The organism is Clostridioides sp. ES-S-0054-01 (genome assembly GCA_021561035.1).
Classification (GTDB): Bacteria; Bacillota; Clostridia; order Peptostreptococcales; family Peptostreptococcaceae; genus Clostridioides.
In genome coordinates this window covers 3305662-3328643 of sequence record CP067346.1, presented here as the reverse complement: position 1 = coordinate 3328643, position 22982 = coordinate 3305662, and the positions used below count along the sequence as shown (strand labels likewise).

15 protein-coding genes and 3 pseudogenes are annotated in these 22982 nt (G+C 26.2%); 17 read left to right on the top strand and 1 reads right to left on the bottom strand.

The features are described 5' to 3' along the window. Nucleotides 1–169 precede the first annotated feature (169 nt). From JJC02_15230 to JJC02_15210, 5 genes and pseudogenes are all read left to right on the top strand, one after another. Nucleotides 170–2077, top strand: a complete 1908-nt coding sequence (locus tag JJC02_15230) for a transcription antiterminator (GenBank protein ID UDN54225.1) — start codon at nt 170–172, stop codon at nt 2075–2077. After that, entirely contained in the window at nt 2067–2516 is a 450-nt protein-coding gene (locus JJC02_15225; protein ID UDN54224.1) for a PTS sugar transporter subunit IIA, read from the top strand. The genes JJC02_15230 and JJC02_15225 overlap by 11 nt, the downstream gene beginning before the upstream one ends. Nucleotides 2517–2901: 385 nt before the next feature. Then, nucleotides 2902–3678 (top strand): nitroreductase family protein, encoded by a 777-nt coding sequence (locus JJC02_15220; protein ID UDN56437.1) that lies wholly within the window; start codon nt 2902–2904, stop codon nt 3676–3678. A gap of 15 nt (nt 3679–3693) precedes the next feature. Then, complete coding sequence (locus JJC02_15215) at nt 3694–4059, top strand: winged helix-turn-helix transcriptional regulator (protein UDN54223.1); 366 nt, start codon at nt 3694–3696, stop codon at nt 4057–4059. 173 nt (nt 4060–4232) lie between these two features. Continuing rightward, a pseudogene (locus JJC02_15210) lies at nt 4233–5635 on the top strand (IS3 family transposase). Nucleotides 5636–5751: 116 nt separating this feature from the next. On the opposite strand, the gene JJC02_15205 reads toward JJC02_15210, so the two are convergent. Beyond that, nucleotides 5752–6501 carry an EFR1 family ferrodoxin gene (locus JJC02_15205; protein ID UDN54222.1) on the bottom strand — a complete coding sequence of 250 codons (750 nt, stop codon included), beginning with the start codon at nt 6499–6501 and terminating at the stop codon, nt 5752–5754. Between the two features lie 649 nt (nt 6502–7150). Here JJC02_15205 and JJC02_15200 point away from each other — a divergent pair. The 12 genes and pseudogenes from JJC02_15200 to JJC02_15145 all read left to right on the top strand — a co-directional run bounded on the left by JJC02_15200 (nt 7151) and on the right by JJC02_15145 (nt 22648). Then, nucleotides 7151–7744: pseudogene (locus tag JJC02_15200) on the top strand (helix-turn-helix domain-containing protein). A 168-nt stretch (nt 7745–7912) separates the two neighbouring features. Beyond that, nucleotides 7913–8785: a helix-turn-helix transcriptional regulator gene (locus JJC02_15195; GenBank protein UDN54221.1), complete on the top strand. Its 873-nt coding sequence runs from the start codon at nt 7913–7915 to the stop codon at nt 8783–8785. A gap of 288 nt (nt 8786–9073) precedes the next feature. Beyond that, nucleotides 9074–10522 (top strand): family 1 glycosylhydrolase, encoded by a 1449-nt coding sequence (locus JJC02_15190; GenBank protein ID UDN54220.1) that lies wholly within the window; start codon nt 9074–9076, stop codon nt 10520–10522. A gap of 24 nt (nt 10523–10546) precedes the next feature. Beyond that, on the top strand, nt 10547–12937 hold the full coding sequence (locus JJC02_15185) for a glycoside hydrolase family 65 protein (GenBank protein ID UDN54219.1): 2391 nt from the start codon (nt 10547–10549) through the stop codon (nt 12935–12937). A gap of 1 nt (nt 12938) precedes the next feature. Further along, nucleotides 12939–13610, top strand: a complete 672-nt coding sequence (gene pgmB, locus JJC02_15180) for a beta-phosphoglucomutase (protein UDN54218.1) — start codon at nt 12939–12941, stop codon at nt 13608–13610. 38 nt (nt 13611–13648) lie between these two features. Beyond that, entirely contained in the window at nt 13649–15052 is a 1404-nt protein-coding gene (locus JJC02_15175; GenBank protein UDN54217.1) for a PTS transporter subunit EIIC, read from the top strand. A gap of 904 nt (nt 15053–15956) precedes the next feature. Then, a complete protein-coding gene (locus tag JJC02_15170) occupies nt 15957–16991 on the top strand; it encodes a ParB N-terminal domain-containing protein (GenBank protein UDN54216.1) in 1035 nt (344 codons plus the stop codon). Nucleotides 16992–17011: 20 nt separating this feature from the next. After that, nucleotides 17012–18061, top strand: a complete 1050-nt coding sequence (locus tag JJC02_15165) for a ParB N-terminal domain-containing protein (protein UDN54215.1) — start codon at nt 17012–17014, stop codon at nt 18059–18061. A 656-nt stretch (nt 18062–18717) separates the two neighbouring features. Next, a pseudogene (locus tag JJC02_15160) lies at nt 18718–19923 on the top strand (IS256 family transposase). 971 nt (nt 19924–20894) lie between these two features. Beyond that, on the top strand, nt 20895–21263 hold the full coding sequence (locus JJC02_15155; protein ID UDN54214.1) for a BlaI/MecI/CopY family transcriptional regulator: 369 nt from the start codon (nt 20895–20897) through the stop codon (nt 21261–21263). Between the two features lie 194 nt (nt 21264–21457). Further along, a complete protein-coding gene (locus tag JJC02_15150; protein ID UDN54213.1) occupies nt 21458–22396 on the top strand; it encodes a M56 family metallopeptidase in 939 nt (312 codons plus the stop codon). A 12-nt stretch (nt 22397–22408) separates the two neighbouring features. Then, complete coding sequence (locus JJC02_15145; GenBank protein ID UDN54212.1) at nt 22409–22648, top strand: hypothetical protein; 240 nt, start codon at nt 22409–22411, stop codon at nt 22646–22648. Nucleotides 22649–22982: the final 334 nt, after the last annotated feature.

Below are 22982 nucleotides of genomic sequence, written 5' to 3'. Positions count from 1 at the left end.
AATATCCTTATTTTTTATTTTGAAATTATATTCTATATTATATGAATTTTGTAAAGTGTATCATAAATTCTTTTATGATACAGAAGTATCTTAGTATTCTTACATAAGTATGAAATATGCTAAAATAGTACTTAATAGAAATATCAAAAAATAGGTAGGGGGCATAAGTATGCTTGTATCAAGACAAATTGAATTTCTTAAATTGATATTAAATGAAAATGAATATAAGCCTATAAAATACTTTAAAGATAAATTAAATGTATCAGATAAAACATTACAAAAAGATTTGAAGATGATTGAGATATATTTAGAGACTTTTAATATAAAAATTGATATAAAAAGAGGTTGTGGAATATTAATAGAAGCTTCAGCAAAGAACAATATAGACCTAATTAATAGTTTAAATATACAACCAAAGGGAAATAAATCTTTATCAGTAGAGCAAAGAAGGATGGAAATTTTAAAATATCTATTATTAAATTCAAGTAATGTAACTTCAATAAATCAGTTATCGGATAAGTATTATGTAAGTAAAACTTCGATAGTAAATGATTTTAAATATATAGAGGAATGGATAAAAGAATATAATTTAAAACTTAATAAAACATTAGAGGGAACTAAAATTATAGGTAAAGAAGTAGATATAAGGAAATCGATTGCTAAGATGGTGGATGATTTATTAGATGAAAATTATGAACAACATGATATATCTGAGTTAACAAGATTAGATTCTGCTACATTTAGTGCATTGATAAATTTATTTGATATTGATTCCATCATATTTGTAGAAACTATAATTACAGAATTGGAAAACAATTTAGGATATGTTATAAGTCAGCCCTACTATATAAATTTAATTACGCATATACTTATATGCTTAAAGAGAGTTAAAGAAGGTAATCAAATAGAGTTTCAGGAAGAAAAGGAAGTTTCCATATGTAATTTGGATGAGTTAGTATATCAAAAAGTTACTACACTTATAGATAAAATAGAAAATAGATATGGAGTAAAAATAACTAAAGATGAAATTAAATATATATATATTTATTTAGTATCATCTGGATTTAGTAGCGAAAGTAATAGGAGTTGTAATAATGAATCAGATATATTAAGTGACAGTGAAAAAGTATCATCTATAATGATAGAGAATATGTCACAGTTTTTAAATATAAGTCTTAGAGATGATGAACTACTACAAAAAAGTCTAGTATCTCATGTAAGGCACATGTTAAACAGATTAAGATATGATATCCAAATAAAAAATCCATTATTAGAAGAGATACAAGAGAGATTTTCAGAGGTATTGGGATTGTGCATGATGACTATAAACATTATGACAGAACATTATAATCTAAAGAATATTAGTATAGATGAAGTTTCGTATATTGCTACATATTTTCAAGCGGCTATAGAAAGAAATATGAGTAGTAAAAGAGTAATAGTAGTTTGCAATACAGGATATGGAACATCTCAGCTTCTTGCAGCTAGATTAAAAAGAGAATTTCCTGAGTGGACTATAGTTGATATAATTCCTATGCATCAGCTGAATAAGCGAAATTTAGATGATGTAGATTTTGTAATATCTACTGTAAATTTAGACTTGAGAGACAAATTACATATAGTTGTATCAGTACTATTAATGGAAAGTGATATCAATAATATAAAAAATACTTTACTTAATAAACCTAGGAAGAGTATGCACTTAGATACAAATTTATTAGGAGTGTATTTAAAAGATAATATATATTTTAATCTTGATGTAAGCCAGATGAGAAGTTTAATAGGCATGAATTTAAGTAGTAAATATGACTCTATTTCATTAGGAAAAGATTTAAATATATATATATGCAATCAAAGTAAAGTAAATAAGGTAATAATGAATGTCGATAATATTAATAGAGTGATTAATCTTTATTTAGAAACTAGTAATCATAGTTTTTTAAAGCATATTCTGATTGAAGTATCAAATCTATATAGGCAAAAGAACTATATAAATTATATAATAGATTGCGAAAGAGAAGAGGATATTAAAATATTATTTGATAACAATGTATTGGAGAAAATAAATGGAAATTAGAGAAATATTGAACGAAGAAAGTGTTATTTTAGACTTAAAATCAACTACAAAAGAAGGTATAATACAAGAATTAGTAGATAAATTATACGATAAAGGAAGTATAACTTCAAAAAATAAGTTCATAAAGGCATTAAAACATAGAGAGAAGATAGGTTCTACAAGTATAGGTTATCAGATGGCCATGCCACATGGAAAGACAAAGTATGTAAGGAAAGCATCTGTAGTAATAGGTAAATCTAGAGAAGGTGTAGATTGGCCAAGTATAGATGGTTTACCTGTAAAAATAATAATTATGTTTGCTATGCCACAATCTGAAGGTAATGAAGATATAATATTAATGTCTAAAATAGCTTATATTTTAGGTGGTGAAGATATAAGTGAAAGGATTTTAAGTGCATCTACCAAAAAAGAAATAGTAGGTGTGTTTTGTGAAGTGTAGATATTGTATAAACTATAAATTCGAATTTATTTTGGAATATTGAATTAATCTAAAAGAATCTGATAAAATCTACAGGAATTATAACTTTTATAAAAGATAAAATTATTTAAAATGTACATCTAATTAGGGGTGTGCTTTTTTTTATAACAATAAACAAAAATAATAATATGAAGATTTTTTAAACTTAGACTATAAAGATGGCAAATATTTTAGAATAGGTTGATTTTTTATTATATGAAAACTATACTGTTTTAAAATCTATGAAAAGTTTATGTAATAGAGATATTAAAGATTTAATGGTAATCAAATTCTTTACCAATGAATATAAAAAACATCTTCGTGTTATAATAGTTTAAACTAATAAACGAAAGGTATGTGGATGAATATGAAACACCAACATATAATTGAAGTTAATAAAGATCTTTGTATTGGATGTGGACTTTGCAAAAATGATTGTCCAGTAAATAATATAACTATAGAAAATAAAAAATCAGTAATTAAAAGGCAAGACTGCCTAATGTGTGGTCACTGTGCAGCAATCTGCCCAAAAGAAGCTATTACATTGACGGGATTTGATGAACCACCAATAGAACTTACAAATAAGCCAAAATTAGACCCAGACGAATTATTAATGGCAATTAAATCTAGAAGAAGTATCCGTAAATTCAAAGATAAAGAAGTTTCTCCAGAAATAATAAATCAAATTATAGAGGCAGGTAGATATACACCTAGTGCTAAAAACTCACAAGATGTATCATATATTGTTTTGGATAATAAAAAAGCAATATATGAAAAGGAAGCAGTGAAGTTTTTTAGAAAAATAAAACCTATTGCAAACATTGTTGTTAAGCATTCAAAGGAAGTTCCAATTGATGATAACTTTTTTTTCAAGAATGCTCCTAATGCAATAATGATAGTTACAAAAGATAAGATTAGTGGTTCACTTGCAGCATCAAATATGGCATTAATGGCAGAATCTTATGGTCTAGGAGTCTTATTTAGTGGATATTTTTCAGATGTAGCAAATAATTCACCAAAGTTAAAAAAACTTTTAGGTTTAAAACACAAGGAACATGTAGTTATGACACTAGTGATTGGATATCCAGATGTTAAATATAGACGTACTGCACAAAAAGAGACAGCAAGTGTTAGATACTTATAAGGTATGGAGGTTTTTATGGAAAAAGAATGTCAGCAAAGAATACAAGAAATAACATCTAAATTTAAAGAATGTCGTAAAGCTATTTCTGCTATGGGTGATGAAACTAGACAGTTGATTTTAATTACACTCCTAGAGAGTGACTTTAATGGTATACGAGTAGGAGAAATTACAGAAAAAACACATCTTTCTCGTCCTGCTGTATCTCATCATCTTAAAATATTGAAAGAAGCAGAAATTGTTAATGTACGTAGAGAAGGAACGAAAAACTATTATTATCTTGATTCAAAAGAATCACAATGGAAATCACTAACAGAATTAATAAATCTTATATTTATTGGAATACAACATATTGGTGAAAATGATGTAAGAAAAGGTGAGTAAAGCAAAGTGACTTAACAAAAGGAAGTGTCTCAAAGTGAACTTTTTAGTTCATGAGACACTCTTTTTTGTATGAAATCAAATATATTTTCAGCATTTCAACAATGAAAAAGAGGCTTATCTTGTACTGCACCCCAATTGTTGGACTAAAAATCTAACGATTGGGGTGTTTCTATATGGCTAAATACGATTTTAATTTCAAATTAAAAGTAGTTAAGTCCTATTTAAATAGAGAAGGAGGATATGCTTCAATAGCAAAACAATATGGAGTTGCTAGCCATTCTCAAGTTGAAAGATGGGTTAATACGTATAATACATTAGGAGAGGATGGACTAAAAAGAAAAAATAAAAATACTTTTTATACTATACAGTTCAAGCTAGATGTTATAAACTATATGATAACAACTAAATCTAGTGCACAAGAAGTCGCTAACCATTTTGGAATGAACAATAGTACACTTATAGCAATATGGAAACAAAAACTTTTACATGGTGGTGTCGATGCCTTGTCTAAAACGAAAGGAAGACCATCAATGAATAAAAACAAAAACACTAAAGAAAAAAATAAATTAACAAGAGAACAAGAATTAGAATATGAAAATAAACTTTTAAAAGCGGAGCTTGCATTTCTAAAAAAGTTGCGTGCTTCAGGGATGAATGTTCCCGAAAGGTTAAAAAACAATACGAAGCAAAAGTAATTTATGATCTTCGTAAGGACTTTAAACTCTCCATTCTTCTTGAAGCTACTAAATTTCCTAAATCAACATATATGTATTGCCAGAAGAGATTTGATATTGAAAATCCAGATAAAGATATTGAAGAAAAAATCATGTCTATTTTTAAAGAACACAATGGCAGATATGGCTATCGCCGAATTACAGCTACATTAAAAAATAGTGGTATCCTTATTAATCAAAAGAAAGTTAGACGTATTATGAGAAAATTAGAACTTAAATGCATAGCATTTTCTCGTAAATTACGTAAATATAATTCCTATAAAGGTACAATTGGTAAGGTAAAAAATAATAAAATAAATAGAAGATTTAAAACATCAATTCCACATCAGAAAATAACAACTGATACATCAGAATTTAAAATATATACTACTGATAAAAATGGAAATTTAATTATAAAAAAAGCATATCTCGATCCATTTTTAGATATGTTTAATGGAGAAGTTTTATCATTTAGTATCTCAGATAGACCTAATTTTAAATCAATAAGTGATGCTTTAAATGAAACCATCAATATTACAAAAGATTGTCCTTATAGAAGAACTTTTCACTCAGACCAAGGTTGGGCATATCAAATGAATAAGTATGGCAAAACACTTAAGAAAAATAAAATATTTCAAAGTATGTCTCGTAAGGGTACATGCCTTGATAATTCTCCTATGGAAAATTTCTTTGGAATAATGAAGCAAGAAATGTATTATAGAAAAACATATAAAAGTTTCAACGAATTAAAGACAGCTATAACAGAATATATTTACTATTATAATAACAAAAGAATTAAAGAAAAATTAAATTGGCGTAGCCCTGTTAAATATAGACTTGAATATGAATCTAAAGTTACATAAAGTAAAAAAACAGGAATGAAAATTCCATTCCTGTATAAAGTCCAACTTTTGGGTCTCAGTACATCTCTCTATTTTGAGACAGCCACTTTTATAATGATTTAAATGATAAAACTGTATTATTTTAAATAGTACCTTTCTTTATTTTGGGTATTATTTTTATACTCAATAGCTTCAGCAGGGCAACCACAAATACATGCCATACAATGAGTACAGTTATTTCCCCAAACTGGTTTTTGATTTTTTAAATTAATATTATTTAAAGGACATAAGGATACACATTTTCCACAGCTAATGCATTTATCAGTATAGTGAAATCCTTTGGCATGGACAAATATTTTATAAAAAGCTACGTTTGTTATACCACTTTTAATTTTACCTCCTAAGCCACTAGGGGTAATAGTTTCAAACTCATTCTCATTACGTATATCAGAAATAATTTTAGATATTTGTTTATCTGCTTCTTTAATCATTTGCTTTGATGTTTCTTTATCTGTTGTGGAAAATAAAGCTATATAATTTTCTGGCATTTTAATTTCTGCCATACCTTTTAATTGCCACTCTTTATATTTACATAGCTTTTGGATATAGTTTATGGCTTTTGCTGTATCACCTCCACAAGTCATTATGAAGTAAACTTTGTTGTTTCCTAAAAATTTTATTTTTTTTATAAAATCTGTAACTACGATAGGCAATCTCCATGCATAAGTAGGGCATACAAATATGAATGGCTTATCTGTTGATATTAAGTCATCTGTTTTTTCTTCTTTTATAAGTTGATTTAATGATATTAGTTCATCATTTAATTCTTGTGCAATTTTGCGAGCTACATATCGGCTATTACCAGTACCGCTAAAATATAAAATCATGATTATATCTCCCTAACTATTTTTTATTTTAATCCTTAATACTTTTGTTTTAATAAAGTAGTTTATGGATATATTGCATTATAATAAATATAAAATTTACTAGTTAAAGAAATTATAGCACATTAATCTTTTTTATATTTATTGGTAAAGAATTTGATTACCATTAAATATTAAGTTTAAATTTATAATGATTTAAATTATGTACTTAAAATATAGGTTTCATTGATTTAATAGATACTTTGTATTAACTAAGGTGTAAAATAGATTATATAATGGGATATTTTTCAAATTTATACTTATATATATTGATACAAGAAACTCAAAAAATAGTATTAACTATTAATTGAAGTGAGGTTTACATAAAATTTTTAAACTTAATCGAAGAAAGCTGAAAGAGTCAGTATTAAAAAACGACTGTATTTATACGTGAGAAAGTAGATAGTTAGTATATATAATATAAAATCACTTGATAATGATAAAAGTTAAGACTTATGGTTCTTAAATATGTTATTTAAAAATAAATATAAAAATCTTCGAAATAATTGTTTTAAATAATTACGTTTGTTAATATTATAATGGGTGATGAAAATGGAAGTGACTCATGGTAAAGATATATATATTAATAATCAGAAAAAACAATTAAAGTGAGGTGATAGTAGTGGAAAAAGCTTATAAGTTTAGAATGTATCCAAATAAAAAACAGCAAGAGTTAATTAACAAAACCTTTGGATGTTGTAGATTTGTATATAATAAGTATCTTGCTAAAAGAATAGAAGTTTATAAAAACGATAAAGAAACTTTTACTTATAAACAGTGCAGTTCTGATTTGACCAATTTAAAAAAAGAATTAAAGTGGCTTAAAGAACCTGACAAATTTTCACTACAAAACGCCTTAAAAGATTTAGAAAACGCATATGAAAAATTCTTTAAAAAAAAGTCAGGATTTCCTAAATTTAAATCAAAGAAAACTAATAGATTCTCATATAAAACGAACTTTACAAATGGAAACATCATGTACTTTAGTCAATATATAAAATTACCTAAACTTGGTATGGTTAAAGTAAGGGATAAACAAGTTCCTCAAGGGAGAATACTTAATGCTACTGTATCTAAAGAACCAAGTGGTAGATATTATGTATCATTATGCTGTACTGATGTAGATATTGAAGCCTTTGAAAATACTAATAATCAGATAGGTCTAGATTTAGGAATTAAAGAATTTTGTATCTCAAGTTGTGGAGAATTAGTAAGACATATTTTAGTATGCAAAATTCTATGAAGCAGGAAATCTGTGACTTTAGTCATGGGAGGTTCAGAATTCTAATATATAATGGTTTAATCTAAACTATAAAAAAATATTTCATGACATAATATACATTAATTTTTAGACATAAGAAAGGAGAGGATATCTATGGCAATATATTTAGAAATGCCTAAATTAATACACGAGTTTCCTTTTCGTAGTCTATCAAATGAAGGAGAAGTATTAACAACACCACACTGGCATAAGGAAATAGAGATATTACTTATAACAGAAGGCGTAGTAAATTTATTTATAAATGATAAGCCTATGCAACTAAAAAAAGGCGAGATAGTGATAATAAACGGAGGTGATATTCATTATATATTACCATCACCAGTAAGTGAAAGATTAGTATTTCAATTTGACATATCTTTTTTTAATGATTTAATTTTATTAAATGAGGAAAAAGAAAGCTTAATTAATTTATTCAGTAGTATAAAAAAATGTAGTAGAGATTGGACATCAAAAATAAGAAAGTCAGTTTTCGATATATTGATAGACATCTATAATGAAGACATGTATAAAATAGAAGGATATAGCTATGCAATAAAAGGTAAAATGTATAACTTAATTTCTATATTATACAGAGAGATTCCTAGAGAAATTGAAGAAAATACAGCAGAATATGAAGTGAACTCTAAAGAGATACTAGAGCGATTAAGCGATATATTCAAGTATGTAGAAAAAAATTATAAACAACCTATAAAATTAGAGGATGTATCTTATGAAGCAGGGTTTAGTGTATATTATTTTACTAAATTTTTCAAGAAAAACACAGGAAAAACATTTATAACCTTTTTAAATGAATATAGATTAGAAAAGGCAAAGTGGATATTGCTTAATAATAATATATCTATTATAGATTTAGTTGAAGAAGTTGGTTTTGGAAGTACAAAAACTTTTTATAGAATATTTAAAGAAAAAATCGGAGTCTCTCCATTGGAATTTAAAAAAAGATATAATAGCTTGAAGAAAAAATAAGATTCTTATATAGGAATCTTATTTTTTTATATATAAATATACAGCAATATATGAGAATAAGATAACAATAATGAGGATATAAAAATGTATTTGCTATGTATATAATTATATATACATAGATATCTAATATTAATATGTACTATGAAAATATTGAAAATAGGTAATATCAATTATAATGAGTTAAAAAATATAATTGAATTATTTAAAAGATATAGTTATAGAAAAAAATCTTATAACTAAATATGAGATAGATATTATAAAACTTTATATTGTGAAAGAGGTAGATGTATGAAATTAGATAAAGATTTTTTATGGGGAGGAGCAATTTCAGCCAATCAAAGTGAAGGATTTTATTTAGGCTGGGGAAAAGGTTTGTCGCAATTTGATAAACTTCCATTAAATGATAAGAGATTAAAAGATGTATTTTTAGATGAGGATAATATTTTAAATGAAAATAATCAATATTATCCAAGTCATATAGGGATTAAATTTTGTGAAAATTATAAAGAAGATATAGCAATGTTAGCAGAATTAGGTTTTAGATGTTTTAGATTTTCTATCTCTTGGTCAAGAATATTTCCAACAGGAGAGGAAAGTGAGCCAAATGAAAGGGGATTACAACTTTATGATAATATAATAAAAGAATTGAAAAAATATAATATAGAACCATTGATAACTATAAGTCACTTTGATATACCTTATTCTCTTGTTGAAAAATATTCAGGGTGGGCAGATAGAAAGGTAGTTAACTTATATGTTAAATATGCTGAAATTTTAATGAAAAGATATAAAGATGATGTCAGATACTGGATTCCTTTTAATGAAATGAATATGATAATGCATATTCCATATATAGGAGCTGGATTAACTTTTATAAATAATGAAAATCAACTTCAAAAGAAGTATCAAGCAGCACATCATCAATTATTAGCTAATGCAAAAACTATAGAAATAGGAAAACGTATCAACAGAAAGTTTAAGTTTGGATGTATGTTAGCTGCTGGAAAAACGTATCCATATACATGTAAACCAGAGGATGTATTTGCAGCGTTAGAGCATGAAAAGCATAATTTATTTTTTTCTGATGTTCAAGTTAGAGGCGTATATCCGAGCTTTATGAATCATTATTTAAAATCAAATCAAATAAAATTAATAATAAAAGAGGAAGATTTACAAATGCTTAAGGATAATACTGTAGATTTTGTATCTTTTAGCTATTATTCTAGTGCTTGTAGTTCAGCTAGAGCTGAAGGCTTAGAAAAGTCAAAGGCAAATGGACCAGAAACCATAAAAAATCCATATCTTCCAAAGTCAAATAGTGTATGGCAAAATGACCCTGTAGGATTAAGAATAACTATGAATCAATTATATGAAAGGTATCAGCTTCCTTTATTCATAGTAGAAAATGGGCTGGGTACTCAAGATATTGTAAATGAAGATGGAAAAATAATTGATGATTATCGTATAGATTATATGAAAGAGCATATAAAAAATATGATTCTTGGAGTAATTGAAGATGGAATAGAGCTTATAGGTTATCTTATGTGGGGATGCATAGATGTAACTAGTGTAAGTGAAGGAAAGATGACAAAACGATATGGTATAATTCATGTTGATTCTGATGACTATGGAAGAGGTTCATTTAAAAGAACTAAAAAACAAAGTGCTTTTTGGTATAAAAAAGTAATAGAAACAAATGGAGAAATTTTATTTAATGATATGGAAACTCATGTATAATTCATTTAAGAAAGGAGTGCTATTATGAGTTTAATACTTAATACTAAGAATCAACTTATAGAGCAAGGGCTTAGTAAAGATATAATAAAATCCAATGAAACATTGTTTACACTAGCTAATGGGCATTTAGGAATTAGAGGGAATATTGAAGAGTCTGATTTTAATAATGAGTATATAGATAATATAGGTACATATGTAAATGGATTTTATGAATCATCTCCAATTACATATGGAGAAACTGCTTATGGTTATGCAAAACAAAATGAGACTATCTGTAAATTACCTAATGCTCATATAGTAAACTTCTCTATTGAAGGAGATTACTTTGATTTATCAAAAGGTATTACAAGTGAACATACTAGGATACTAGATTTAAATGAAGGGACTCTTACACGTTCATTTATATGGGAAAATTCTCATGGGAAAAAAGTTAAAGTATCTATAGAAAGGCTAGTATCTCAAGACATAGAAGAATTAATGATGATTTCATACACAATAACACCATTAAATTTTAATGGAAAAATAAACTTTAAAAATAAAATGGAAAATAATGTGGAGAAATTTAATTGTGAAAAAGTATATGACCCAAGGGTGGCATCTATAAATAAGAATCAATTTAAAATTGATATAAAAAAATATAATGATAAGTATTTTATGAATTTAATTACAGAAACAAGTAAATTAGGGTTATGGTGTGGATTTGATTCATATATTACTTGTGGAAATATTATAAATGAGACCTATAATGTTTTAGATGAATGTATAGAGCGAGAAATAGAAGTTTATGCCAAAGAAGGTGAAAGGTTAAATTTAGAAATTGTTGTAGGATATGGCAGAGTATATTCTGATTTGAATCTAAATGAAGAATGTTTAAAATCAGAAGAATATCTAGATTCATTAGAATATTTACAATCAGGAGAGCGTTTAAAATCATTAGAATTGGTTTTAAGAGAGGCACGTAACATTGGATTTGATAAAGTTAAAAATATTCAGAGAGAGAAAATGAATGAATTTTGGACAACTTCTAATGTAGAGATTGAAGGCGATAAAAGACTTCAATTAGGAATAAAAACTAATTTATTTCATATTTATCAATCGGCAGGAAGAGATGGAAAGACTAATATATCAGCTAAAGGTCTTACAGGTGATGGCTATGAGGGTCACTATTTCTGGGATACAGAGATGTACATATTACCATTTTTTATATATACTCAACCATCTATTGCTAGAGCTTTATTGGATTATAGATATTCAATTTTAGATGCATCAAGAGAAAGAGCTAGAGAGCTTGGAATAAATAAAGGTTGCTTATATTCATGGAGAACTATAAGTGGGAATGAATGTAGTGCATATTATCCAGCAGGAACAGCACAATTTCATATAAATGCAGATATAGCTTATGGGATTAGAACGTATTTTGAAGCAACTAATGATGAAGAATTCATGATGCAAAATGGCTTGGAAATTCTTATAGAAACAGCGAGATTTTGGTTCGAATTTGGAGATTATATAGAAACAAAAAATAATAAATTCTGTATAAATGGGGTAACAGGTCCAGATGAATATACAGCAATAGTAAATAATAATTACTATACTAATTTAATGGCTAAATATAATTTGACATATGCAGCACAGATGGTAGATAAATTTAAACATAATTTATATTCAAACGAAGTGTTTAGAAAAATTAAATTGCAAGAATATGAAGTAAAAAACTGGATAAAGGCAGCTGAAAATATGTATCTACCATATGATGAAAAGAAGAAAATAAGCAAACAGGATGATTCATTTTTAGAAAAATCAGTGTGGGATTTTAAAAATACACCAAAAGAAAAATATCCATTACTTCTTCATTATCATCCATTAACAATATATAGATATCAAGTAAATAAACAAGCGGATACTGTACTTGCAGCATTACTTTTCCCTGAGGAGTTTAGTGTAGAACAAAAAAAGATAGATTTTGAATACTATGAAAAAATAACTACTCATGATTCATCTTTGTCAAGGTCAATATTTGGAATGATGGCAAGTGAAATTGGAAATCATGAAAAAGCTTATAGCTACTTTATGGATACGGCATTAATGGATATTAATAACATACAAAAAAATACAAGTGATGGAATACATGCTGCTAATATGGGTGGAACATGGATGAGTTTAGTATATGGATTTGCAGGAATGAAAATAAAAAATAATAAATTAAGTTTTGAACCAAGGATTCCTAAACATTGGAAAAGCATTAAATTTAATATATTATTTAGAGATAGTCTAGTTTCTGTAAATATAGAAGAGAATAAATCTTGTTATAAGGTAATAAAGGGTAGAAATATAACCATATTACATGATAATAAAGAAATAAAATTATCAAAAAATGTAATAGAAGTTAATAGTTGTTTTAAAAGGAGTAATTAATATGAAAGCAGTTTTATTTGATCTTGATGGAGTTATAACAGATACTGCTAAGTATCATTTTGAAGCTTGGCGTGATATAGCAAAATCTTTAGATATAGAAATAGATGAAACTTTTAATGAAAAATTAAAAGGCATAAGCAGAGAAGAATCATTAGATAGAATATTAATATGTGCTAACAAAGTAGATAGTTATACTAAAGAAGAAAAGTTAAGGATGTGTGAAGAAAAAAATAAAACGTATATAAAGTTAATAGGTTCATTAACATCTAAGGATATATTACCAGGAATAAGTAAACTTATAAAAGAACTTAGAGAAAATAATATAAAATTAGGAATAGCATCTGCCAGTAAGAATGCACCTAAAATATTGGAATCTTTGGGGATAAAAGATGAGTTTGACTGTATAGTAAACCCATCTCTATTAGAAAGAGGAAAACCATATCCTGATATTTTTATTGAAGGGAGTAAGATGCTAAATTTAGAACAACATGATTGTATAGGAATAGAAGATTCTTATTCAGGTATTAAAGCTATAAATGATGCCAATATGACATCAATTGGTGTAGGAAAAAAAGAAGTACTAGGAAAATGTGACTATATTGTAGAAGATACTGGTTTATTGAGTTACAATACACTATTACAAGTTTGGAGTAAAAAGGTCGGTTTAGCTTAAGATTATATTAAAAATTATTTTAAAAGAGGGGATAAAGCATGAAAAATAAATATGCAAATGTAGCCTTATTGATAATCGATGGACTTGGAGGAAAAGATAATATAATTGACTTGACTCATTGCATGACACGATTAAGGTTTATATTAAAAGATAAAAAGAAAGTGAATGTAGATGAATTAAAATCTATAGATAAAGTAGTTGGAGTAAACTCAACTTCAACTCAATACCAGGTCATAATAGGCAATGAGGTAGGGGTTGTATTTAATGCACTAGTAAATGAGGGGATAAATACTAATGGAGATATTAAAACTGATATAAAAAATGAAAATAAGAAAAATAGTATTTTAAATAATATATTAGATACAATAACTGGTTGTATGACACCTATGATACCAGCTCTTACAGCGTCAGGTATGATAAAGGTTATATTATCTCTTTGTACTACTTTTAATTGGTTATCATCAAATTCAAGTACATACAGAATATTAGATATAATAGGAGATGTAGCATTTTACTTTATGCCTATAATACTTGCAATAAACGCAGCTAAAAAATTTAATGTTAATACGTCAATAGCAGTTATAGTAGTAGGTGTATTTTTACATCCAAATTTTTCAGCATGGGTATCAAGTGGGGACCCTATATCATTTATAGGAGTACCAATTCAGGGTGTTATATATGCAGCATCTGTTATTCCAGCACTTTTAACAGTATGGATGATGTCATATATAGAAAAATTTATTGATAAATTAATACCTAGTATGTTAAAAACGATTTTAAATCCAACTTTAGTATTATTAATAAGTGCGCCAATAGCATTAATTGTAATTGGACCAATAGGAAATTTCTTAGGAGAAGGATTAGCTAGCATAATAAGTTTACTACAAGGAAGGTTAGGATTTGTAATGGTTTGTTTATTAGCAGCTTTAATGCCATTTATTGTTATGACAGGAATGCATCATGCATTGACTCCTATATTTATATCAGCATTTGCAACTACAGGGCAAGAATCACTTATATTAATAGCACAAGTTTGTGCTAATTTAGCGCAAGGTGGGGCGACATTAGCTGTAGCACTAAAAAGTAAAGATAGTAAGATGAAACAGTTAGCATCAGCTGCATGGATATCAGCTATTATGGGTATAACTGAACCAGCTCTCTATGGAGTTACATTAAAACTCAAAAAACCTGCTATGTTAGCATCTATAGGAGCAGGAATTGCAGGATTATTTGCAGGAATTAATCATGTAACCTTATATGTTCCGCAAAATAGTATAATGGCAGTACTTGGACTATCAGGAGAAAAAGGGACTTCAAATATAGTAAATGGGCTTATAGTTATATTTATAGCATTGGTTGCTCCATTTATTATGACATATGTTTTTGGAGTTGAAAAAAATGTTAAGGAAAGTACAGATAAATTAAGGAAGTGTGTTAAGTAGTATGAATAATAAAAGTGATTAACCTATAAAACTTAGTAAATAATAGTTATATAATAATTAAGATAAACTCAATTTAAAACTTAAAAAAATAATGATAAAATACTAGTCTTTATTTACTGGTATTTTTTACTTTAGTGAATAAATTCATCAATTATGATTTAACTACTAAAAAAGATGAGTTTTGAGGGTATATTCATAAGAAATATTGGACATTTATAATATTCTATTGTAATTTGTTTGAATAAGTTATCTATTTATAATATAAGGTATTATAAATAGATAACTTTAAATGTATATAAAATTAAATAAATACTAGAATAATTATTATATTTTTATGAAAGCTTTAGATATTTTTATAGAAGTTAGTAAAATAGAGATACTAATGTATATACTTCTAATACATAATAAAATTTTATAGTCTTATAATGATGCAGTACTTATAATTAACAATACATACTAAATGTGAGATACTTATAGATGTACATTATGTATAAGAAAGTTATGGTATATCTACATACAATATAATATTATATTTAGTTTTTAATGACAAAATAATATTAAAGATTGAGAAGTATTTTAAAGTATATGAAATAAAATAAGTAAATCAAATCAACATATAAGTTTTTAATTGAATAATTATTTGAAAAATAAGGTTGTACGTAGTACTATATTAATATAGAGTATTAAATTAGTTATCAATATAAGATAAAAAAGTGAAGTTTAATTTCTCTAAACATTGACATAAATATATTAAATTTTAGTAAGAAATTTCAAGGAATAATAGTATTGCTATATATTTAAACTTAAGCTAATAAGGGTAGAACAAAATATCTCTAGGAATTAATATATTTCAAATTCTAGAAAAGAAAATAGAAAAATATACAAAAACTAAGGATGTGAAGTAATGGCTAATAAGATCGATAACGTTAAAATTACTGATATATATATTGATAATAATAGACTTTGGAAAATATATGATAGGGATTTAAAACCGCTATTAGAGTCAATTAAGGAAGAAGGTTTAATATCTCCAATAGCTGTTCAAGAAAGAAGTGGTAAATATAAGTTGATAGCAGGAGAACATAGACTTACTGCTTGTAAACAGTTGGGATGGGAGACAATACCAGCACAAATAATAGAAAGAGAGTATGAAGATAATGAAATAGAAAATGCAAGACTTACCATATTAGAAGCAGATGAAAATTTAAAAAGAAAGTACCCAGATTTTATAGCTGAAGCTCATATATTAACTAAAAGAAAAGAAGCCTATGATAAAATAGTTGGGTATAAAACAGGTGGATTGACACCTGAAGAATATAAAAAAAAAATAGGAGGTAAAGTTACATCACTGTTAAATAGTAGAACACCATTAACAGATAGTGAATTAAAAGAACTTGATTTTCTTGAAAAAGATTTAGTTAATGTAAAAACATTTGCACAGAATACGATTGACAGTACTGGCGGAAGTGAAGGTAATATAAACTCAAAATTAAAAATTGCAAAAATAATACCTAATGAAAAGGCTAAGGAAATAAAGGCAAATAATATAAGTTCAAAAACACTAACATCTATAGTAGTAGGTATAAATGAAGAAGAGATTAAGAAAGCGTCTGAAATACATCTTGATACAATAAAAAGTATAAAAATTCCTGAAGATTCTAATATAAATACTTTATATCAAAAGGCTATAAAGAAAACCAAAGATGAGTTAAAAGATAAGTATTTTCAAAGAAATAATCCAGTTGAGTTTGCTGAAAGAGTATCTAAGAAAATACATGAAGTAATAGATATTGAAGAAAAGAAAAAAGAGAATAAAATAGTTCAATTAACTCAAAATGATTTGGAGCATATAAATACAGCACTAGCATTGCTAGAAAACGCAGAAAAGCTGTCTATAATTGTAGATGATAGAATTGTGTTTACAAAATATATTAAATAATTTATTATTTAGGAGAGAATATGAAAACTACAATAAGAAAAGAAAAAGAAATAAAAATAAAAGAAATTTATGTAGCACAAAGATTTAAAGATGAAGAAGATAAAGCTAACTTAGATAATTTAATTGAAAATCTAAAATTTCATGGAATGATAAATGCCATCAATGTGTGGGAAGACCACAATGGAAATTACCATTTAATAAGTGGATATCATAGATTAACAGCATGCAAAATATTAGGTAAAGAAACAATACGTGTAACTATTGATACTACAAAATATAAAAATGAAGTAGATGCTTATAGGAATCATAGACAAGAAAACCTTCATGAAAATGGAATAAGAAAACATCACACAATATACCAATTATCTAAAATATTTGATGAGCTTCAAGTGTTATATGAACAAATAAACCCAGATAATAAATTTGCAGAGGAAGAATATTTAAGGGCAAGAAAAAGAGAAAAGATGGCAAAAGAATCTTTAAAAGGTAGGAAAGCAAAAGAAGAACAAGAATATTTCAAAAGAGAAATCGAAAAAGCTAAGCAAATACAAGAAAAAACTAAGTCACCTCTGCAAAGGTTAATTGATGATAGAGGGTTTTCAGAGGTAAAGGCTAAGCAAATACAATTTATAAATGGTTTAGACAAAATAATGCCTAATTTCTCTAAAAAAATGGAAGCTTCTAATATATCTGAGAATAGAATATGGAATTTAAGAAAAATGTTTAAAAAAGAAGATGTAATAGATCAATTTAAAAAAATTAATACTACAAGAGATATGAATAATTGGGTTAGTAAATTAGAGGGAAAAAAGGAAGGCTCTAAAATAAATGTATCAGAAATAGCAGATGAAGGAAATGGTATTGTTAGACTAGGAACAAAACATTATGTATGCTACTCTGATACAGAACATTTGGTAAGAAAGTTTAACTTTAACATAAGAATGGTTGTAGATGATAATGATGTAGCTAAAGCTGCAATAGAGGTATTAGGAATAAATCATGTGAAAGCACTAATTGTTTGTACAAATGATACAGCTCATGAGTTGATATTAAATGCAATAAAGAAATAATATTTAGTTTATTTAGAATAGTATATTTGAACTATAACTGTTAGGGCAGAAAAAAATACATATTTTGTGAATTAAAGGACTGTAGATAGGTTTGTTTTTGGACAAATACATTTGCAGTTTTTTAATATATTAAAATGGCTAAGTTTTAAGTAATATTTATTTTTAAAAATTTAATATACTAAGAATAAAAAATACAAAAAAATAAAAATAAATACATAGATACTATAGATATAATGTAAGATTAAATAAGAAACATATTATCTAAGTTTTAGAATTTATATTAGACAAAAAATTTAAATAAACAATAGAACGTTTAGAGCAGTCACCTAGTAAATTAAAAGCTTCTAATAGTGATATGATTAAAAAAGTTGTGGTTATGGATTGTATGTCAGTTAAGGAATCAACACTAAAAGTACTTTCATAAGAATATAATAGAAAAAATGTAAATAGTTTATTGGTTATGTCATAAAAAGTGGGAGCTAATATTAACTGCTAAAGGCAAGAACTAGCTATACATATCATGTAAAGGCGAAGCTAAAATTAGACTAAATTAGTTGGCAAATGGTAATGTAAAATAATTTGTGCTTCAAGGTTAATAAAAATCTTCTTTATGGCAATGATTTAAATATAATCAAATGTCGTAAAGGAGATTTTTTATGAATACTTTAAGAAAACAATTAGTCAAAGAAATTATATCAGATGGAGAATTTATAAAATCTGGAGATATAAGTAGCTATCTAAGAGATATGTTCAAAGATATACTACAAGAGATGTTAGAACAAGAAATGGCATTAGAGCTAGGTTATGAAAAGGGCGACAGCCATAACAAGAATACAACTAATAGAAGAAATGGATATAGCAAAAAAACTGTAAAATCACAATTTGGAGATTTACAACTAGACGTTCCAAGAGACAGAGATAATGACTTTAACCCAGTAGTCGTTCCTAAAAATATTAGAGATATTTCAGGAATCGAAGAAAAAATAATATCACTTTATGCAAGAGGTATGTCAACAAGAGATATACATGACCAGATATTAGATTTATACGGTATAGAAATTTCAGCTGATCAAGTAAGTAATATAACAAATATTATAATTCAAAGAGCTAAAGAGTGGCAAAATAGACCTCTTGAACAAGTTTATCCTTTTGTATTTATGGATGCAATTCATTACAAAGTAAGAGATGATGGAAAAATAAAAAATAAAGCTGCATATGTAGTTCTAGGAGTAAATAAGGATGGTTTCAAAGATATTTTAGGAATATGGATAGGTGAAAACGAAACTTCAAAGTTTTGGTATAGTGTTTTAACCGATTTAAAAAATAGAGGTGTTAAAGATATACTAATTTTTAGTGTTGATGGATTAAATGGCTTCAAAGAGGCGATAGCCGCAAGTTATCCTAATTCTATAATACAAAAATGTATAATCCATCAGATAAGAAATACTTTTAAATATGTTTCATACAAAGATTCAAAAGCATTAATAAGTGATTTTAAATCTGTATATAAAGCAGTTAATGAACAAGAAGCCTCATCGGCTTTAGACAAAATAGATGAAAAATGGGGTAAATAGTATCCTTCGGCAATTAAAATTTGGAGAAATAACTGGGATGTTATAGCACCATTTTTTAGTTTTCCTGAAGAAATAAGGACTATAATGTACACTACAAATATAATTGAAGGACTTAATAGACAGTTTAGAAAAGTCACAAAAACAAAGTCCACTTTTCCATCAGACGATTCACTATTAAAAATATTGTTCTTGGCAAGTGAAAATGTGATGAAAAAATGGACTATGAGATATAGAAACTGGGATAGTATATATAATCAGTTATCTATATTCTTTGATAATAGAATATAATTTTAAAAAATCACATTCTAAAAATTTTCCATAATATATATGTTTTCTAAAAATATTTAGAAATATCCCAGTATATATTTTTTACAATTTATTAGAATAAAATTCATATATTAGGAAATATTAATAGTAAATAAATAATTGTTGCTATAAAGTAGAAATTATCTTTAAAAGCACAAATTAATTTACAGTCTCTTGCAAATAAAGAAGAGATAACAGAAAATATGACTATAAGATTATATAAAAGATATTATTATAAGTATAAATAGTTATCTATTCATTAAAAATTCAACTAAAAGTTTGATTTATATTATGGAATTAGTAAGATTTTTGGAAAGTAGAAAATTATATCTCAACAATATTTTAAATACAAAATAAATAATAAAAAACGTACCAAAAAATTAGTCTAATATCATAACTAATAGCTATATACCTACATTTACAAAACCTAATAAAACAATCAAAAAGACACTTAGATACTTTACCCTTATCTACTAATTTTAAATGAACATATATGAATAAACTGTAATTACTCTATTATATAAAGTTAGAATTACTTTTTTTGGCGAGATATATCTTTATAAAAAATCAGTTATTTATTAAGTATATAAATTAAATACAAAAAAGAAATTAAATAATTTAATTACTTTATAAAGAGAGTGTAGAGTTTAATTTCTCTACAGTTTCTATTTTTTATTTTCAATAAAATGAGTGTAAATATCTATAGTTGTATTAATATTAGAATGTAAAAGCAAATGTTGAAATATTTTAAGAATAGTATCAGTTTTAAATAATCTAGTAAGATATGTATGATTTAGATTATTGAACTTGATTGATTCAATATATTATTTGAGTAATTCTTCAAGATTTAAATTGCATTGATATTAATATAATTTATTCAGTATAAGGTTGACATTTATACATAATATTAATATAATTCAATTAAGTACAGATGAGTAAATGGAGATGAGTAGATGGAATTGACAAAAAATGAAATTGAAATTATGGAAGTATTATGGAGTGAGCAACGTCCACTTACAAGAACAGAAATAGTGAACTTATCGGTTGATAAATCATGGAAAGATAGTTCAATACATATTTTACTTAACAGCTTATTGAAAAAAAATGCTATTCGTGAGGCTGGATATGTTCGAACTGGTAAAGGATTTGGCAGAACGTTTGAACCTACTAAATCAGGAGAACGTTATTATGCAGGTATATTAGCAAAAATTGCGAGAAAAACAAGTATATCTATGCTTTTTTCTAAACTTATTGAATCAGAGGATATTACAGATGAAACTATTGAAGAACTTGAAGAATTATTGAGGAAAAAAAGAGGATAGACTAAATGTTAATATCTGGAGTTAGTATATATTCATTTATGAGTGCACTTGTATTTTCTAGTTTTGGATTGTTATTAATTGCAGTATTAAGAAATCGTAATTCTTTCTTAATAAAGAATAGAACATCATTACTATTACTGTTATTAGTACTTTCAATAGTTCGGCTATTGCTTCCTCTAGACTTATATAATACATTGCTTATAGAATCTGATACATTTCTTCCATGGATACAGACAGTATTGGAGAAGACTATATTTAATGATGTAACTTTTGGAGAATTGATAGTGATTATATGGATTGTAGTAGCTATTATATTTTTTGTGATATCAATGTTATCTTATATAGCAGAGCATAGAAAAATAAAAATAGACTTTACAATAAAGGATGAACAGGTAGAGAAAATAGCGAAAGAAGAGTTTGCAAAAAATTCTGTTATTAAAGTATCTCGAAATATTGATACTCCTAGAGTTACAGGTATTTTAAAAGCATATGTATATCTACCACCTTTATCTTTAGGAGATAATAAATTAAGATATATAATTCAACATGAAATACAACATGTAAAGGGGAAAGATATCTTAATTAAACTTTTCTACACTCTACTAAGATCTATACTTTGGTGGAATCCAGTTATTCATATTTTTAATAGTGAAGTTGACAGTTTACTAGAACTAAGGTGTGATTTAGCAGTTACAAAACATATGGATTATGATGGAAGAATGGTATATTTACAAACTATTTTAAATGTTTTAAAGCAAACTAAAAATAAAAGAGAAAAATTTAGATTACCATCTTTTTGCAAAAACAAAAATACTCAGCTAATAAAACAAAGATTTGAAGTTGTTCTTAATGAAGAATCTCAAAAAGATATTAAGGAAAAATTAATTACTATATGTTTAGCATTGCTTTTATTCATATTTTCATATTTCATAATATTACAACCAGTTTCTTATCCACCTCAAGAGGAGCTTGTTTCAGAAGTTGCAATTACTAATGAAAATGCATATTTATTAATACGGAAAGATGGAAGCATAGATCTTTTTGTTAATGGAGAGTTCTTTGGAAAAGTAACAAATGATGACTTGGAAGCACAGCCAATTTCAGATATAAAGAATATTAGAAAAGAAAACTAAGGAGGTTATAATATGAAAAGTACTATGAAAAAAGGCATTTTTGGATTACTACTGGTAATTATGTGTGTAGCTGGAACAGATATGGTTTATGCTAGTGAAGTAGGTATTGCCATTAAAACAGATTCTTATAAGTCTGTAGATACAAAAGCAGAACAGCTTAAATGGTATTATAGAATCCATAATGGTAAAAAGCAAAAACGTCTTTGGTCAATTACATATGGATATTGGAAAACTAATTGGATTAACGTGTAGATGATTTATAGAATGTATTGATTTTAAAATTATGTAAAAAGAGATTAACATATAATAAATACCAATAAGGGTTTTTATGTAAAAATAAGTGTAATTGTTAGAGCAGAGTGCCTAAACATTTACACTTATTTTTAATTTGTATTTATTAGTAAAATTTAAAGTCATTTTAGAAATTCAAAGTAAGAATTTAGTGAAAATAATTAGATATAATAAAAATTATGGAATTATATTGACATAAATGCATTGGTATTATATGATTACATTAACGCATGATAATACAAATTTATGTAAGAATAAAGTATGTTTACTATGAATCATCAATAAATTTTATAAG

What these genes read in the sequence shown, in the direction of transcription:
- JJC02_15230 (UDN54225.1), top strand. Translation starts at nt 170, where the DNA reads ATGCTTGTATCAAGACAAATTGAATTTCTTAAATTGATATTAAATGAA.
- JJC02_15225 (UDN54224.1), top strand. Translation starts at nt 2,067, where the DNA reads ATGGAAATTAGAGAAATATTGAACGAAGAAAGTGTTATTTTAGACTTA.
- JJC02_15220 (UDN56437.1), top strand. Translation starts at nt 2,902, where the DNA reads ATGAAACACCAACATATAATTGAAGTTAATAAAGATCTTTGTATTGGA.
- JJC02_15215 (UDN54223.1), top strand. Translation starts at nt 3,694, where the DNA reads ATGGAAAAAGAATGTCAGCAAAGAATACAAGAAATAACATCTAAATTT.
- JJC02_15205 (UDN54222.1), bottom strand. Translation starts at nt 6,501, where the DNA reads ATGATTTTATATTTTAGCGGTACTGGTAATAGCCGATATGTAGCTCGC.
- JJC02_15195 (UDN54221.1), top strand. Translation starts at nt 7,913, where the DNA reads ATGGCAATATATTTAGAAATGCCTAAATTAATACACGAGTTTCCTTTT.
- JJC02_15190 (UDN54220.1), top strand. Translation starts at nt 9,074, where the DNA reads ATGAAATTAGATAAAGATTTTTTATGGGGAGGAGCAATTTCAGCCAAT.
- JJC02_15185 (UDN54219.1), top strand. Translation starts at nt 10,547, where the DNA reads ATGAGTTTAATACTTAATACTAAGAATCAACTTATAGAGCAAGGGCTT.
- pgmB (UDN54218.1), top strand. Translation starts at nt 12,939, where the DNA reads ATGAAAGCAGTTTTATTTGATCTTGATGGAGTTATAACAGATACTGCT.
- JJC02_15175 (UDN54217.1), top strand. Translation starts at nt 13,649, where the DNA reads ATGAAAAATAAATATGCAAATGTAGCCTTATTGATAATCGATGGACTT.
- JJC02_15170 (UDN54216.1), top strand. Translation starts at nt 15,957, where the DNA reads ATGGCTAATAAGATCGATAACGTTAAAATTACTGATATATATATTGAT.
- JJC02_15165 (UDN54215.1), top strand. Translation starts at nt 17,012, where the DNA reads ATGAAAACTACAATAAGAAAAGAAAAAGAAATAAAAATAAAAGAAATT.
- JJC02_15155 (UDN54214.1), top strand. Translation starts at nt 20,895, where the DNA reads ATGGAATTGACAAAAAATGAAATTGAAATTATGGAAGTATTATGGAGT.
- JJC02_15145 (UDN54212.1), top strand. Translation starts at nt 22,409, where the DNA reads ATGAAAAGTACTATGAAAAAAGGCATTTTTGGATTACTACTGGTAATT.